The organism is Haloparvum alkalitolerans (assembly GCF_055381565.1).
Window position 1 is genome coordinate 1,102,138 of record NZ_AP043938.1, and the last position, 16,334, is coordinate 1,118,471.

The window sequence follows — 16,334 nt, forward strand, 5'->3', positions numbered from 1 at the left end:
GCACCTCCCCAACCTCGGCGGCGGCGCGGCCGCGGAACCGCACGCACAGCAGGCGGCCGCGCCGCCGCCTCCCTCGCGCGCGTTGCTCGCGCGCGCCGACTGCACAAGCACCGCATCGCACCTCCATACGGCACCCCTGCGCGGCACACTTCGTGTGACGTTGCTGGCCGAACTGCCGCCAGCCGCCGCGTGCGGCCGTGCCACAGGACCGAGGCGGTTAAGGGCCAACCGCGGGAACGGGCACCCAAGAATGCCCAGCGGAGAGTATGACCCGGACACCGCCGAGCCGCACTGGCAGCGCCGATGGGTCGACGAGGAGACCTACGCCTACCCCGACGGGGAGACCGACCCGGACACCGCCTTCTCCATCGACACGCCGCCGCCGACCGTGTCGGGCAACCTCCACTGGGGCCACGCCTACGGCTCCATCCTGCAGGACATCGTCGCCCGGTTCAACCGGATGAACGGACAGGACGTCTTCTACCCCTTCGGCTACGACGACAACGGCATCGCCTCCGAGCGACTGGCGGAGCGCGAACTCGACATCCGACATCAGGACTTCGAGCGCCGCGAGTTCCAGCGGAAGTGCCGCGAGGTCTGCCGCGAGTACGAGGCCGACTTCACCGAGAAGATGCAGGGGATGGGCCTGTCCATCGACTGGAACAACACCTACCGCACCATCTCCCCCGAGGTCCAGCGCGTCTCCCAGCTCTCCTTCATCGACCTGTACGACCAGGGCCGCGAGTACCGCGAGAAGGCGCCCGCCATCTGGTGTCCGGAGTGCGAGACCGCCATCTCGCAGGTCGAGACGGAGGACGCCGAACACGACTCCCACTTCCACGACATCGCGTTCTCGGTCGCCGACGCCGGCGAGGAGTTCACCATCTCCACGACGCGGCCGGAGCTGTTGCCCGCCTGCGTCGCCGTCTTCGTCCACCCCGAGGACGACGACAACCAGCACCTCGTCGGGGCGGACGCCGAGGTCCCGCTGTTCGGCCACGACGTGCCGATCATCGCGGACGACCGCGTCGACATGGAGACGGGGTCGGGCATCGTGATGTGCTGTACGTTCGGCGACCAGAACGACATCGAGTGGTACCAGGCCCACGACCTTGACCTGCGCGTCGCCATCGACGAGTCCGGCCACATGACCGACGTGGCCGAGACCTACGAGGGGATGCACTCGAACGAGGCCCGCGAGGCCATCGTCTCCGACCTGGACGACGAGGGGTTCCTCCTCGACCGCCGCGCGATCACTCACACCGTCAACGTCCACGAGCGCTGCGGCGTCGGCGTCGAGTTCCTCGTCACCGAGCAGTGGTACATCCAGGTGCTCGACAAGCGCGAGGAGTACCTGCAGGCCGGCCGCGAGATGGAGTGGTTCCCCGAGAAGATGTTCACGCGGTACGAGCACTGGGTCGAGGGGCTCCAGTGGGACTGGCTCATCTCCCGCCAGCGCTCCTCGGGCATCCCCTTCCCGGTGTGGTACTGCGCCGACTGCGACCACACGGTCGTCGCCGAGAAGGGCGACCTCCCGGTCGACCCCCTCTCGGACGACCCGCCGGTCGACGCCTGCCCCGAGTGCGGCCACGGCGAGTTCGTCCCCGAGGACGACGTGCTCGACACGTGGGCGACCTCCTCGCTGACTCCTCTCATCAACGCCGGCTGGGACTGGGACGCGGACGCCGAGGCGTTCACCATGGAGCGGCCGGAGATCTACCCGATGGACGTGCGTCCGCAGGGCCACGACATCATCTCCTTCTGGCTGTTCCACACCGTCATCAAGTGCTACGAGCACACCGACGAGGTGCCGTTCGAGTCGGCGATGATCAACGGGATGGTGCTCGACGAGAACCGCGAGAAGATGTCGAAGTCGAAGGGGAACGTCGTCGACCCCGGCGAGGTGATGGAGGAGTTCCCGGTCGACGCGGCCCGCTTCTGGGCGGCCGGCTCCGCGGTCGGCGACGACCTCCCCTATCAGGAGAAGGGCCTCCGCGCGGGCGAGAAGCTGATCCGCAAGCTGTGGAACGCCTCGAAGCTCGTCGAGTCGCTCGCGCCGGAGCCGTTCCCGGACGAGCCGGACGAGCTCCGCGAGATCGACCGCTGGCTGCTGGCCGAACTCGACCGCGAGATCGAGTCCACCACCGAGCTTCTGGAGCGCCGCGAGTTCTCGAAGGCGCGCGACGGGCTCCGGACGTTCTTCTGGAACACGTTCTGTGACGACTACCTCGAGATCGTCAAGAACCGCGAGGACGCCTCCGCGGCGTACGCGCTCCGGACGGCCCACCGCCGGTTCCTGAAGCTGTTCGCGCCCCTGCTCGCGCACGTGACCGAGGAGCTGTGGCACGACATGTACGCCGACGCGGTCGCCGAGACGGAGGCTGACGAGGCCGCCAACGGTGCCGCCGACCCTGCGGCCGACTCGATCCACCTCGCCGACTGGCCCGAGCCGCTCGGACTGGAGGCGGACCACGCGGCCGGCGTCGCGGCGACCGACGTGGTCGGCGCGCTCCGGAAGTACAAAAGCGACAACCAGCTCCCGATGAACGCGACGCTGGACGCCGTCGAGGTGTACGGCGACGTCCGCGGCTTCGAGGCCGACATCACCGGCGTGATGCACGTCGACGACCTGACCGTCCACCCGGACGCCGACGCGCCCGTCGAGACGGTGGTCGCCGGGATCGACCTCGACTACGCCACCGTCGGCCCGAAGTACGGCGACGACATCGGCGACATCGAGGCCGCGCTGGCACAGGACGACTACGACCTCGCGGGCGAGGAACTCCGCGTCGCCGGATTCGAACTCACGGCGGACGAGTTCACCGTCGAGCGCGAGCGCCGCTACGACGGCGAGGGCGAGCTGCTGGAGGTCGGCGACGTGGTCGTCATCGTCCGCAACGAGCCCGAGACGTAGCGCTTCGGGACCGCGGTTTTTCTGTCGGCGTTTTCTGTCGGCGTTCGCCGTCGAACGCCTCGCCGGATCCCACTACAGGTCGGCGCCGACCGCGTCCGCGACCGAGTCGAAGCCGTCCCGCTCAAGCAGGTCGAGCAGCCCCTCGTTTATCTCGCGGGCGAGGCTCGGCCCCTCGTAGACCAGCCCCGTGTATAGCTGGACCAGCGAGGCGCCCGCCCTGATCTTCGCGTACGCGCCCGCGGCGTCCGAGACGCCGCCGACGCCCACGACCGGCACGTCCGTGCGCTCCGCGATGAACCGGACCATCTCCGTGGCGGTCCCCTCGATGGGTGCGCCCGAGAGGCCGCCGCGCTCGGCCCGGTTCGGGCTCCGGAGCGAGTCGGGCCGCGAGGTGGTCGTGTTGGTCGCGATGACGCCGTCCAGTTCGAGGTCGTCGACGACCGCGAGCGCCTCCTCGACGGCCGGCCGGGGGAGGTCCGGCGAGAACTTCACGAGCAGGGGGGCGGCGCCGGCGTCCGACAGCGTTCCCAGGATGCGTTCGAGCGCCTCCCTGTTCTGTAACTCGCGCAGTCCGGGCGTGTTCGGGCTGGAGACGTTGACGACGAAGTAGTCGCCCGCGTCCGCGACGCGCTCGTAGGTGTACAGGTAGTCGTCGGCCGCCTCCTCGAGGGGGGTCGACTTCGACTTGCCGACGTTGATGCCGACGGGCACGTCCGGGAGCGGCTCCGCGTCGAGGCGCTCGCCGACCGCGTCCGCGCCGTGGTTGTTGAACCCCATCCGGTTGATCAGCGCGCGGTCCTCCTTCAGCCGGAACATCCGGGGCCGAGGATTTCCGGGTTGGCGCTCCGCGGTGACGCCCCCGACCTCGACGTGGCCGAAGCCGAGCGCCGCCAGCGTTCGCGGCACCTCCGCGTTCTTGTCGAAGCCGGCCGCGACGCCGACGGGATTCGGAAACGCGCAGCCGAACGTCTCCGTCTCCAGCCGCTCGTCCTCGACGACGTACCGGCGACGGAGCAGGTCGGTCGCGGGCGTGCCCTGTACCGCTCGCAGGAGCCCGTGCGTCGCCCGGTGGGCGGTCTCGGGCGGCAGCGCGAACAACAGCGGCTTGCAGAGATCGTACGCGCTCGTCATTGTCGGTCCCTCGGAGCGAACGCCCATGAAGCCGCCGGACCCGAGCGACTCGATCGGGGTCACCGACGGGAGGCGGTAAAAAAGCGCGGCGTCAGAAGTCGTGTTCGAGGTCTTCGGGGTCCGACTCGGCCTTCTGGATGATGATCTTGCCGTCGCGGACGCGGACGAACACCTCGTCGCCGATGTCCATCCCGGCGACGGCGAGTTCGTCCTCGTGGAGGTTCACGTGGACGTTGTGGTACTCGCCGTCCTCGTCCTTGGCGCCACTCGGACTGAGCTTCTTCTTGCGAACCATCGCGGTTGTCTGCCCCAACCTCGCCGCACGAGATACATAAGTGTTGTTTACGCGATGTAGGCGCCGCAGACATCGACGGACGCCTCGCGGCCATCGCGACGCGCGCACCCCTGAGGATCCGGTCCGACCGCCCGTTCCACACCCTCGTTCATCGGCCGGAACCGACCGCGGGCGAGCGAGATGACCCGTCACACCGCGGATTTTGCACCGGACCTGTGCCGAATTATCGGCGTTTCGGGGGCGGTCGAGCCCGCAACCACCACAAGGTTATAAATAGAAGGAGCCGCCGTCCCCCTATCTGCCCGATATATTTATAACAGATTGTGTGTTGGATTGCCATGGAGGTCAAAAACCATGGTACGTGAAGACGGTAAGCGGAACTTCGCGCTGCGCGAAGACGACGGTTCGGAGTCGAGCGTCTACTCGGGTAACACGCCGCGGCAGGCGGCGCTGAAGGCGGCCCGTCGGCTGGACCCCGCGAACTCGGAGTCCGCGGCCGACAAGACCGAGCTCAAGCTTCGGGAGAAAGGGACCGACAAGGTCCACATCTACGAGGGCTGGGCGTGGGAGGAGACGGCACCCGACAACAGCCCCGACTGGATGCCCGAGGAGATCACCGAAGCGAACGTCTCCAAGCAGGGCATCAAACACCTCGAAGAGTAATTCCCGGGCCGCACCGATCCGCGTTTTTCGACGCTTATACGACCGACGAGTCGCTACGCCCGGTCGCGCGGCCAGTCATTCGGCGGGACCCGCTGTGCGAGCACGGGATGACCGCTCGACCTCCGACCGCGCGATACCTTTCGCCGATGGCCGAGCCCGCGAGCTGCGGCGCTCGCGGTGCTCGACTCTCACGATCGATCGTCGTCCGCGGCGCGTGAAACCGCATGCCGTACGTCGATCGCTTCGACGGGGTTAAGTACTGGCCTGCCATTCGAATGAATGCGAAGAACGCTCCCGCGAGGGGGCGACCGGGACCCTTCGGGGTCTCGGGCGAGCGTTCCGACGCCCTTATGTGTGGGCGCCGATTCGGAACGTAATGCGAAGAACGCGACGCGAACTCGGACCGTTCAACCCGGTCCGCTTTCGCAGAGTCGGCCCGGTTTCCATGCCGACGTCGTCCGCGGGGCTACCCCCGGGCGGCGCACTCCGACTCGACCCATGAGGATCCCACCCCTGTGGTCCGCCGTAAGACGGGATCTGATGTGAGCCAACGACGTTCGGTGTCACCCGCTTTCGCGTGTGACCCGAACACGGACCATGCAATGGTGCGAACCAGTCTGACTGGTTCAATCCGCCATACCCCCTTCGTGCCGGGAATCAGGCACGAAGGAACCATTCCGGTTGATCCTGCCGGAGGCCATTGCTATCGGGGTCCGATTTAGCCATGCTAGTTGCACGAGTTCAGACTCGTGGCATATAGCTCCGTAACACGTGGCCAAACTACCCTTCGGAGGAAGATAACCTCGGGAAACTGAGGCTAATACTCCATACGCCGTCCCAACTGGAATGTGGGACGGACAGAAACGCTCCGGCGCCGAAGGATGTGGCTGCGGCCGATTAGGTAGACGGTGGGGTAACGGCCCACCGTGCCGATAATCGGTACGGGTTGTGAGAGCAAGAACCCGGAGACGGAATCTGAGACAAGATTCCGGGCCCTACGGGGCGCAGCAGGCGCGAAACCTTTACACTGCACGACAGTGCGATAAGGGGACCCCGAGTGCGTAGGCATAGAGCCTACGCTTTTGTACACCGTAGGGAGGTGTACGAATAAGAGCTGGGCAAGACCGGTGCCAGCCGCCGCGGTAATACCGGCAGCTCGAGTGATGGCCGATCTTATTGGGCCTAAAGCGTCCGTAGCTGGCTTTTCAAGTCCGTCGGGAAATCTCCCCGCTCAACGGGGAGGCGTCCGGCGGAAACTGAAGAGCTTGGGACCGGAAGGCGTGACGGGTACGTCCGGGGTAGGAGTGAAATCCTGTAATCCTGGACGGACCGCCGATGGGGAAACCACGTCACGAGGACGGATCCGACAGTGAGGGACGAAAGCTAGGGTCTCGAACCGGATTAGATACCCGGGTAGTCCTAGCCGTAAACGATGCCTGTTAGGTGTGACTCCCACTACGAGTGGGTGTTGTGCCGTAGGGAAGCCGCTAAACAGGCCGCCTGGGAAGTACGTCCGCAAGGATGAAACTTAAAGGAATTGGCGGGGGAGCACTACAACCGGAGGAGCCTGCGGTTTAATTGGACTCAACGCCGGACATCTCACCAGCATCGACTGTAGTAATGACGATCAGGTTGATGACCTTATCCGAGCTTCAGAGAGGAGGTGCATGGCCGCCGTCAGCTCGTACCGTGAGGCGTCCTGTTAAGTCAGGCAACGAGCGAGACCCGCATCCTTACTTGCCAGCAACATCGCGAGATGGTTGGGGACAGTAGGGAGACCGCCGCTGCTAAAGCGGAGGAAGGAACGGGCAACGGTAGGTCAGTATGCCCCGAATGTGCTGGGCAACACGCGGGCTACAATGGCCGAGACAGAGGGTTCCAACCCCGAGAGGGGACGGTAATCTCAGAAACTCGGTCGTAGTTCGGATTGTGGACTGAAACTCGTCCACATGAAGCTGGATTCGGTAGTAATCGCGTGTCAGAAGCGCGCGGTGAATACGTCCCTGCTCCTTGCACACACCGCCCGTCAAAGCACCCGAGTGAGGTCCGGATGAGGCTCCCGAGAGGGAGTCGAATCTGGGCTTCGCAAGGGGGCTTAAGTCGTAACAAGGTAGCCGTAGGGGAATCTGCGGCTGGATCACCTCCTACTGACCCGAGGGCCTCAGGCCCTCACCTTTCACTCATATGGTGCCGTGTTCGGTCACTCGCGAGAGCGGGCACTGTAGAACGTCGTTGGCTCACATTGCAGACAGCAGTACCCGCGCAGGCGGGTTGGGCTCATAGCTCAGTGGGAGAGTGCCTCCTTTGCAAGGAGGATGCCCTGGGTTCGAATCCCAGTGAGTCCATGTCAGGCTCCGGCCGAACCGCGCCCCTTAAGTGTGGGACGGCGGTGGGTTGGAGTAGACGACGACCGATGCACCACTCCGGGAAACCGCGGGTGGGAAGGGTTCGACGAACGGCCTGATGTCACAGGCCGATTCGATGACGACCGTGTATACGTGCGATCCAGACGCCCACTGAACTCAGTACCGAGTTCGTGGACGTATTCAACTGGCTACTGTGCCAGCTGGTGAATGGCTCGGCTCGAGAGCCGACGACGGACGTGCCAAGCTGCGATAAGCTCGAGGGACCCGCATGGAGGGAAAGAACTCGAGATTTCCGAATAGGAATCCCATTACAATTGCTCCGCGCAATAGGGAACTCCCCGAATTGAAACATCTCAGTAGGGGAAGGAAGAGAACGCAATAGCGATGTCGTCAGTAACCGCGAGTGACCGCGACACAGTCCAAACCGAAGCCCTCACGGGCAATGTGGTGTGTGGGCTGACTTGCAGCGTCCGACACCGTATCTGAAGTCTCCTGGAACGGAGCGTGAGACAGGGTGATAACCCCGTAAGATATGGCGGTAGGACGTGCGTCAGTACCCGAGTAGCAGGGATCGGATATTCTCTGTGAACGACTCAGGCATCCCCTGAGAAGACTAAACACTCCTCGAGACCGATAGCGAACAAGTAGCGTGAGCGAACGCTGAAAAGCACCCCGAGAAGGGCGGTGCAATAGGGCCTGAAATCAGTTGGCGATAGAGCGACAGGGCGTCAAAGGCGTCTCACAAAACGAGTCGGGAGCGATCCCGTAGTAGGACGTGAGACGAGCCGACGTCGTGTCGTACGTTTTGAAAAACGACCCAGGGAGTGTACTGGAATGGCGAGTCTAACCCGTTCATCGGGGGAGGCGCAGGGAAACCGATATGGCCGCAGCATTGCGAGGGCCGCCGTGTTCAAGCGCGGGGAGTCATTCCGGTACGACCCGAAACCAGGCGATCTATGCACGAGCAGGGTGAAGCGTGGCGAAAGCCACGTGGAGGCCCGTTAGGGGTGGTGTCCTACAATACCCTCCCGTGATTCGTGTATAGGGGTGAAAGGCCCATCGAGCCTGGCAACAGCTGGTTCCGACCGAAACATGTCGAAGCATGACCTCTTTTGAGGTAGCATGCGGGGTAGAGCGACCGATTGGGTGACCCGCCTCCGAGAGGAGTCGGCCACCCTGTCGAACTCCGAACCTGCGTGCGCCGTTGACGAAGGGAGTCCGGTGTGCGGGGTAAGCCTGTGCACCATGAGGGGAACAACCCAGAGCTGGGTTAAGGTCCCAAAGTGTGGATTAAGTGCGATTGGAAGGTGGTCTCAAGCCCTAAACAGCCGGGAGGTGAGCTTAGAAGCAGCTACCCTCTAAGAAAAGCGTAACAGCTTACCGGCCGAGGTTTGAGGCGCCCAAAATGATCGGGGCTCAAATCCACCACCGAGACCTGGCCGCACCCGTTATAGGGTGACCGCGTAGGTCGGCATACCGTTCGGATGGAAGCTCGGGTGAGAACTCGCGTGGACCGTTCGGTAACGAAAATCCTGGTCACAGTAGCAGCGAAAGTCGGGTGAGAACCTCGACGGCCACAAGAGCAAGGGTTCCTCGGCACTGTCAATCAGCCGAGGGTGAGCCGGTCCTGAGACTACTCGCAACTCGAAGTAGTCGACGGGAAACTGGTTAAGATTCCAGTGCCGTCACACAGCAAACGCCGACGCCGTGGGAAACGTTGAGCCGGACCATCGTCCGGTCGAATCGGAGAACCTCGTGGATGCCGTCATGGCAGGAAGCGAGAGAAGTCCGAGATAGTGTAAATCAACGGTACCTAGGGCCCGTGAAAAGGCAAGTGTGACGACCGTACCGAGATCCGACACAGGTGCTCTGGCAGCGAAAGCCACGGCCTGTCGGGAGAACCGACGTTAGGGAATTCGGCAAGTTAGTCCCGTACCTTCGGAAGAAGGGATGTCTGCTCTCAGCGGAGCAGATCGCAGTGACTCGGGCGCTCCGACTGTCTAGTAACAACACAGGTGACCGCAAATCCGCAAGGACTCGTACGGTCACTGAATCCTGCCCAGTGCGGGTATCTGAACACCAAGTACAATTGGACGAAGGACCCGTCAACGGCGGGGGTAACTATGACCCTCTTAAGGTAGCGTAGTACCTTGCCGCTTCAGTAGCGGCTTGCATGAATGGATAAACGAGAGTGCCACTGTCCCAACGTTGGACCCGGTGAACTGTACGTTCCAGTGCGGAGTCTGGAGACCCCCAAGGGGAAGCGAAGACCCTATAGAGCTTTACTGCAGGCTGTCGCTGAGACGTGGTCGCCGATGTGCAGCATAGGTAGGAGCCGTTACACAGGTACCCGCGCTAGCGGGCCACCGAGGCATCAGTGAAATACTACCCGTCGGTGACTGCGACTCTCACTCCTGGCGGAGGACACCGGTAGCCGGGCAGTTTGACTGGGGCGGTACGCGCTCGAAAAGATATCGAGCGCGCCCGAAGATCATCTCAGCCGGGTCGGGAATCCGGCGAAGAGTGCAAGAGCAAAAGATGGTCTGACAGTGTCGTTCCCAACGAGCGACGCTGACGCGAGAGCGTGGTCTAGCGAACCTACGAGGTTCCGGAATGGGACCCGTAGATGACAGAAAAGCTACCTTAGGGATAACAGAGTCGTCACTCGCAAGAGCACATATCGACCGAGTGGCTTGCTACCTCGATGTCGGTTCCCTCCATCCTGCCCGTGCAGAAGCGGGCAAGGGTGAGGTTGTTCGCCTATTAAAGGAGGTCGTGAGCTGGGTTTAGACCGTCGTGAGACAGGTCGGCTGCTATCTATTGGGGGTGTTGAAGGTGCCTGACGTGAACGAACGTATAGTACGAGAGGAACTACGTTTGGTCGCCACTGGTGTACCGGTTGTTCGGAAGAGCAATGCCGGGTAGCCACGCGACACGGGGTAAGAGCTGAACGCATCTAAGCTCGAAACCCACATGGAAACGAGGCACCGCGGAGGTCACTCGTAGAAGACGAGTTAGATAGACTCGGGATGTACGCGCTAAGGCAACGAGGCGTTGTAGTCCACGAGCACTAACAGACCGAGCCACACTCATGCCACGGTTCGGTATTGGGTTCAGGCGGTAGCTGGATCGCACGTATACACGGTAGTCGTAACCGACGTTGGCGTATCTCGGTTCGATTCCGGGAGTCGGCATAAAGACGGCCACAGCGGTGGGGAAAGACCCGTACCCATTCCGAACACGGAAGTGAAGCCCACCTGCGTGCCGGGTAGTACTGGAGTGGGAGACCCTCTGGGAGTACCGGTTCGCCGTCTGCCCATTCATACGCACATTCATACGCGGATACATTTAGTGGCGAGCGGCGGTGCTGTGTGACGCGGGAAGAGGTGTTTTCGAGAAGGTCCGGTTGGCGAGTGGCGACGCTGTGAGATCGGAGAGGAGTGAACTCGGCGAGCGGCAGCGCCGTCGGGCGTTCCTCGCTTAGCCTTCGAGGAGGTCGGGCGCGTGGACGCGCTCGTCGGCGGCGTCGCGCCAGGAGCGGCTCGGCGTCCAGCCGAACAGGCGCTCGGCTTTCTCGATCGCGTACGCGGAGCGGTCGGAGTCGGCGGCGACCGCACAGTCGTCGGGGATCGCTCCGTAGTGGCGACGCAGGAGGTCGACGAGCGGTCGTCCGAGCGCGTTGTCGGCGGCGACGCAGTTGACGGCTTCGTGGCCGTCGACGGGGTCGGTGAGGGCGGCGGCGACGAGGTCGGCCACGTCGCGGACGTCCACGTAGGACCAGAAGTTCCCGGCGCCCGCACCGAGGTCCTCGACGTACTCGGGCTCTCGACACGGGTACTCGCCCGGGAACTGGATCCACGAGGGGCGGATCGAGGTAACTGACACGCCGTCGCGACGCGCGGTCCGGTCGGCGCATCGCTCGGCGGCGATCTTCGAGAGCCCGTAGGGGTCCTCCGCCAGCAGGTCGTGCGACTCCGGGATCGGGAGCGCGTCGGGGAGGGGCGTCGGGTCGGCGAAGAAGAAGCCGTAGGCGCCGTCGCTCGACGCCTGTACGACGCGGGCGTCGGCGCGCCCGGCGGCGGTGAGGACGTTGTACGCGGCGAGGGTGTTTGTCTCGAACGTCGTCCCGTCGGGGTGCTCGCCGGCGACCGGGATGGCGGCCCAGTGAACGACGGCGTCGGGATCGACTTCCTCGATCAGGTCGAACGTCTCGCCGCGGTCGGTCAGGTCGGCGGCGCGGAAGTCGAGTCCCTCGCGCGGCGTCGCCTCGAAACCGGGGTGGTCGAGGTCGACGCAGACCACGTCGTAGTCGTCGAGGAGGCGGTCGACGACCCAGCGGCCGGAGCTCCCCAGTCCGCCCGTGACGAGGACGGTCTCGCGCTCGCCGCTCATGGCTCCGTCAGCGAGGGGGCGTCCACGTCGGCGGTCGCGGCGTCGCGCCAGGTGTGGCTCGGCGTCCAGTCGAACAGGTGCTCGGCCTTCGCCGTCGAGAGCGCGGACGCGTCGCCGTCGGCGTCGAGGCCGCAGTCGTCGGGGACCTCGCCCCAGAAGGCCAGACACGCGTCGACGACGGAGCCGTCGAGGTAGGTGTCCGCCGCGGCGGCGTGGACCGCCTCGTGGCCGTCGACGGGGTCGGCGAGGGCGGCGGCGACGAGGTCGGCCACGTCGCGGGCGTCGACGTACGACCAGCAGTTGCCGGCGCCGTTCGAGAGGTCGGCGAGCGTCGCCTCGCTCCGGCAGTTGTACTCGCCGGGCTGTTGGATCCACGACGGGCGGACGGAGGTCACGGAGACGTCGTGTTTGCGGACGACGGTGTCGGCGACGTCCTCTGCGACGACCTTGCCGAGCCCGTAGGGGTCCTCGGGTCGCCGGGGGTGAGCCTCGGTGATCGGGAGGGCGTCCGGGAGGGGGGTTTCCTCGGCGAAGGCGAAGCCGTAGGCGGACTCGCTCGACGCCTGCACGACGCGGGCGCCGGCGCGTCCGGCGGCGGTGAGGACGTTGTACGCGGCGAGGACGTTCGTCTCGAAGACGCGGCCGCCGGCGTGCCGGGTCGGGGAGGGGATCGCGGCCCAGTGGACGACGGCGTCGGGGTCGACGGCGTCGATCAGGTCGTAGGTCTCGCCGCGGTCGGCCAGGTCGGCGGCGCGGAAGTCGACGTTCTCGGCCGCCGTCGCCTCGAAACCGGGATGGTGCAGGTCGACGCAGACCACCTCGTACTGGTCCGCGAGGCGGTCGACGATCCAGCGTCCGGAGCGACCGAGGCCGCCGGTGACGATGACTGTCTCCATGCGCGGAGGTGTGTCGGAGGCGGGTTATAAGCCGGTGGAACCGGCACCGGGCGGCCCCTCCGGCAGGCTTTACCGCTCCGGGCCGCTACCCTCGCGTATGCAATGGAGCACCGACTGGGGGTTACGCGGGCGCATGGCGCTCACCATGTTCCTGCTGTTCGCCCTCTATCTGGCGTTCGTCGGGGTCCTCATCTCCGTCTTCGACGCGGGGATCTTCGTGACCCTCCTGCTGCTCGGCGGCTTCTCGCTGGCGCAGTACTTCTTCAGCGACAAGCTCGCGCTGCGGAGCATGGGTGCGCGGACGGTGGAGCCCGACGAGGAGCCGGAACTGCACCGCATGGTCGACCGGCTGAGCCAGCAGGCGGACCTGCCGAAGCCGACGGTCGCGGTCGCGGACACGCAGGTTCCGAACGCGTTCGCAACCGGTCGCAACCAGGAGAACGCGACGGTCTGCGTGACGACTGGTCTGATGCGGAGTCTCGATCAGGAAGAGCTGGAGGGCGTGATGGCCCACGAGCTGGCCCACGTCAAGAACCGCGACGTGATGGTGATGACCATCGCCTCGTTCCTCTCCACCATCGCCTTCTTCATCGTGCGCTGGGGCTGGCTCTTCGCCGGCAACGACAGGAACGCCCCGCCGGTGTGGGTCGCGGTCGCCGTCTCGCTGCTGGTCTGGGTGGTCTCGTTCCTGCTCATCCGCGCGCTCTCGCGCTACCGGGAGTTCGCCGCGGACCGCGGCGCCGCGTCGATCACGGGCAAGCCCGGCGCGCTCGCCTCGGCGCTGTTGACCATCGACGGGACGATGGACCGCGTGCCGACCGAGGACCTCCGCGACGAGGCGGAGATGAACGCATTCTTCATCATCCCCATCAGGAAGGGGTTCATCGGGAAGATCGCCTCCACGCACCCGAGCACGGAGAAGCGCGTCGACCGGCTTCGGGAGCTGGAAGCCGAGATGGAGACGGCCTGAGACGCGGTCGGCCGCGGGACCCCTTCCGCCCCGCGGACGGAGAAACGCCCTAATCCCCGGCCCCCCTACCATCGACCAGTCAATGGGCCTGTTCGACACGCTCCGCTCCGTCCTCGGGACCAGCGCGGAGACCGACGCGACCCGGGACGCGGACCCGGAGGACCTGTTCGGGATGTCCACCGCCTACGTCACGATGGAGGCGGACCTGGGCTACGACCACTGCGGCGAGGCGGCGCTCTGTTTCTCCGGCGTTGACTCGACCGCCTTCGAGGACACCGTCGACGAGGTGGAGGCGATCCTCGAGGCCGGCGAACTCGAGACCGGGACGGGCTACCACGAGTACGAGGACGACCACGGCTACCGCTGGTTCGTGCTGGAGGACACGGACCCGGAGGACCTCGTGACGAGCGTCCACTTCGCGGCCGACACCTTCGTCGAACAGGGGTTCGGCTCCCGCCTGCTCGCGGCCGTCTTCGGCTTCGAGAAGGACGACCGCGGCGCCTACTGGGTCTACTCGTTCCGCCGCGGCGCCTACTACCCCTTCGTCCCCGACGGCGACCACGAGCGTGACAACCGGACGGAGTTCAAGCTGCGGTCGGTGCTCGACGGCGAACTCGAGATCGAGGACGACGAGGCGTACTGGTATCCCCTCTGGCCGGACGCGGCCAGCGGTCATCCCTGGGAGTAGCGCCCGAAGACACTTACCGGCGTCCGCTGACCACCCGACATGCGCCGCCGTGCCCTCCTCGCGACCGTCGGCGGGAGCCTCGCGCTCGCCGGCTGTGCCGCCGACGCACCGACCGAGACAGACCCCTCGAACCGTACCGATTCCGGTTCGGAGCCGACTGACACCGACACGCCGGACGCTGCCCTCCCGGACGATTGCCCCACGACGCGTGGCTACGGGGTCGGCTTCCCGCCGGACACGGAGGACCGGGCCGCGGTAGAGACGTTCGTCGCCGCGTACGAGACGGCTCACCTGAACGCCACCGCGGTGAATCACGGGGCGGACGAAGTCGGCACGGTCCGTCCCCGGATCGAGGGGTCGACCGCGGTCCCGGGGAGCGGCTCCGTTGCAGGAGGCTGGACCGTCACCGCGGAGACGACGTGGTACGAGGAACGGGTCGTCGAGGTCGAGTTGGTCGCGGAGCCGGCCGAGCCCCCCGAGGGAACCGACCCCCTCCCGGTCGACGACCTCCCGGACGAGCTCGACACGCTCCCGGGCGTCGTTCGCGAGGCCGCGGCGTCCGGCGAGACGATAGAGCGGCGCCTGTTCGACGACTCGGAGGCGGTTCGGGAGGCGCTCGCCGACGCGCCGGAGCGCGACGGGACGCGGTTCCTCGTCGCGGACGGGACGACCGTCGGCGTCACGCTGCGGGCGGTCGTCGAACACGCCGACAACGCGGTTCGAGCGCACTACTTGCTCACTCCCCGCCTGCTCCGGCGGGCGGAGGGGTACGGCGACGACGTCGACCCGCGCGAGGGGGCCCTGCTGGAGTGTCGCGCGTAGCGACGCGGATGGACACCGACTTTACCGCCCGCGGCCAACCCCTTCCCGATGAGTGACTCGAGCGACGGGGGCCGGACCGCGGGCGTCCTCCGCGCGGTCGCCGTGCAGACGGCCCTCCTGTCGGGCGCGGCCCACGCGCTGTGGGCGTGGCCCCTGATCGGCGCGTCCGATCCGCGTCCGTACGTCTTCCTCGCGGTCGCGGTGCTGCTGGCGCTGGTCGGCGCAGCCGTCCTCCGCGCCAGCGAGGAGTACCGTCGGCTCTACGCGCTCGGGGCCGGAACGCTCGCCGCGCTGCTGATCGGGTACGTCGGCTGGCACGGGGCGTCGGCACCGGCCGCGCTCGCCGCCGACCCGCTGGCGGTCGTCGCCAAGTTCGCCGAAGCGGTCGGCGTCGTCGCGTTTCTCGCCCTCTACCGCCGCGCCCCGCCGACGAGCGCGGTGGTGGAGCGGCGCCGCACGGACGACCGGGCGGCCGGCGGCGTGGACGGGGAGACGGAGACGAACCCGACGGAGGGACCCGACCCGTGACGGACGCGTATCTGACCGTCGCGGAGCGCGCGACCGCCACCTTCGAGGTGCGCGGGTCGGAGTTCCTCGGCCACGTCTCCCCCGCCGCCTCCGTCGACGAGGCCGAGGCGTTCGTCGAGACGGTGCGCGAGGAGTACGCGGACGCCACGCACAACGTCCCGGCCTACCGCGTCCCGGCGGGCGAGCCCTCCGAGCGACGGCCCGGGGACGGCGAGGTCATGCTCCGCGAGTACGCCAGCGACGACGGCGAGCCGAGCGGCTCCGCGGGAAAGCCGGCGCTCAACGTGTTGCAGGGCCGCGAGGTCAGAAACGTCGCCGCCGTGGTCACGCGCTACTACGGCGGGACGAACCTCGGCGTCGGGGGACTGGTGAGCGCGTACTCCCGCGCGGTGCAGGACGCCCTTGACGCGGCCGGCGTCGTCGAGGAGCGCCCCCACCGGACGATGGTCGTCACGACCGCCTACGACGACTCGGGGACGGTCAGGGGGATCGTCGAGTCCGCGGACGTCTCGTTCGAGGCGGAGTACGGGGAGGACGTGACCTTCGAGATAAGGGTCCCGGTCGCGGAGGCGGCGGCGTTGGCCGACCGCCTTCGGAGCGCGACGAGCGGGCGCGTCGACCCGGAGTGATCGCCTTGCGGGGGCGGCGGCCGGCGGTCGGCGGCCGGCG

11 protein-coding genes, 1 tRNA gene and 3 rRNA genes are annotated in these 16,334 nt (G+C 66.2%); 11 read left to right on the plus strand and 4 right to left on the minus strand.

Translation table 11 applies throughout. The annotated features are described in order from the left end of the window. Positions 1 to 250: 250 nt before the first annotated feature. Complete coding sequence (locus ACZ432_RS07905) at positions 251 to 2,914, plus strand: valine--tRNA ligase (RefSeq protein ID WP_426964664.1); 2,664 nt, start codon at positions 251 to 253, stop codon at positions 2,912 to 2,914. 72 nt (positions 2,915 to 2,986) lie between these two features. Here the strand turns inward: ACZ432_RS07905 and ACZ432_RS07910 are convergent, their stop codons facing one another. Beyond that, a complete protein-coding gene (locus tag ACZ432_RS07910) occupies positions 2,987 to 4,045 on the minus strand; it encodes a quinone-dependent dihydroorotate dehydrogenase (RefSeq protein WP_426964665.1) in 1,059 nt (352 codons plus the stop codon). A 91-nt stretch (positions 4,046 to 4,136) separates the two neighbouring features. Beyond that, complete coding sequence (locus tag ACZ432_RS07915) at positions 4,137 to 4,340, minus strand: hypothetical protein (RefSeq protein ID WP_426964666.1); 204 nt, start codon at positions 4,338 to 4,340, stop codon at positions 4,137 to 4,139. Positions 4,341 to 4,694: 354 nt separating this feature from the next. On the opposite strand from ACZ432_RS07915, the gene ACZ432_RS07920 reads away from it, so the two are divergent. From ACZ432_RS07920 to rrf, 5 genes are all read left to right on the plus strand, one after another. Next, complete coding sequence (locus tag ACZ432_RS07920; protein WP_426964667.1) at positions 4,695 to 5,003, plus strand: non-histone chromosomal MC1 family protein; 309 nt, start codon at positions 4,695 to 4,697, stop codon at positions 5,001 to 5,003. Between the two features lie 674 nt (positions 5,004 to 5,677). Continuing rightward, positions 5,678 to 7,149: ribosomal RNA gene (locus ACZ432_RS07925) — 16S ribosomal RNA — on the plus strand. A 127-nt stretch (positions 7,150 to 7,276) separates the two neighbouring features. Next, a tRNA-Ala gene (locus ACZ432_RS07930) sits at positions 7,277 to 7,348 on the plus strand. A 200-nt stretch (positions 7,349 to 7,548) separates the two neighbouring features. Continuing rightward, a 23S ribosomal RNA gene (locus ACZ432_RS07935) occupies positions 7,549 to 10,461 on the plus strand. Positions 10,462 to 10,564: 103 nt separating this feature from the next. After that, positions 10,565 to 10,686: ribosomal RNA gene (gene rrf / locus ACZ432_RS07940) — 5S ribosomal RNA — on the plus strand. The 16S, 23S and 5S rRNA genes sit together here with 1 tRNA gene alongside, the layout of an rRNA operon. 163 nt (positions 10,687 to 10,849) lie before the next feature. Here rrf and ACZ432_RS07945 read toward each other — a convergent pair. Further along, positions 10,850 to 11,761 carry an NAD-dependent epimerase/dehydratase family protein gene (locus tag ACZ432_RS07945; protein ID WP_426964696.1) on the minus strand — a complete coding sequence of 304 codons (912 nt, stop codon included), beginning with the start codon at positions 11,759 to 11,761 and terminating at the stop codon, positions 10,850 to 10,852. Next, entirely contained in the window at positions 11,758 to 12,657 is a 900-nt protein-coding gene (locus ACZ432_RS07950; RefSeq protein WP_426964695.1) for an NAD-dependent epimerase/dehydratase family protein, read from the minus strand. Before ACZ432_RS07950 ends, ACZ432_RS07945 begins: the two co-directional genes overlap by 4 nt. A 97-nt stretch (positions 12,658 to 12,754) precedes the next feature. On the opposite strand from ACZ432_RS07950, the gene htpX reads away from it, so the two are divergent. From htpX to ACZ432_RS07975, 5 genes are all read left to right on the plus strand, one after another. After that, the gene (gene htpX / locus ACZ432_RS07955; RefSeq protein ID WP_426964694.1) at positions 12,755 to 13,627 is read left to right on the plus strand and encodes a zinc metalloprotease HtpX; all 873 of its coding nucleotides are present in this window, start codon (positions 12,755 to 12,757) and stop codon (positions 13,625 to 13,627) included. 82 nt (positions 13,628 to 13,709) lie between these two features. Beyond that, complete coding sequence (pspAB, locus tag ACZ432_RS07960) at positions 13,710 to 14,315, plus strand: PspA-associated protein PspAB (RefSeq protein ID WP_426964693.1); 606 nt, start codon at positions 13,710 to 13,712, stop codon at positions 14,313 to 14,315. Positions 14,316 to 14,354: 39 nt separating this feature from the next. Then, positions 14,355 to 15,137 (plus strand): hypothetical protein, encoded by a 783-nt coding sequence (locus ACZ432_RS07965; RefSeq protein ID WP_426964692.1) that lies wholly within the window; start codon positions 14,355 to 14,357, stop codon positions 15,135 to 15,137. A gap of 48 nt (positions 15,138 to 15,185) precedes the next feature. Beyond that, positions 15,186 to 15,665: a hypothetical protein gene (locus ACZ432_RS07970; RefSeq protein WP_426964691.1), complete on the plus strand. Its 480-nt coding sequence runs from the start codon at positions 15,186 to 15,188 to the stop codon at positions 15,663 to 15,665. Next, entirely contained in the window at positions 15,662 to 16,294 is a 633-nt protein-coding gene (locus tag ACZ432_RS07975; protein WP_426964690.1) for an IMPACT family protein, read from the plus strand. The genes ACZ432_RS07970 and ACZ432_RS07975 overlap by 4 nt, the downstream gene beginning before the upstream one ends. The last annotated feature ends 40 nt before the right edge of the window (positions 16,295 to 16,334 follow it).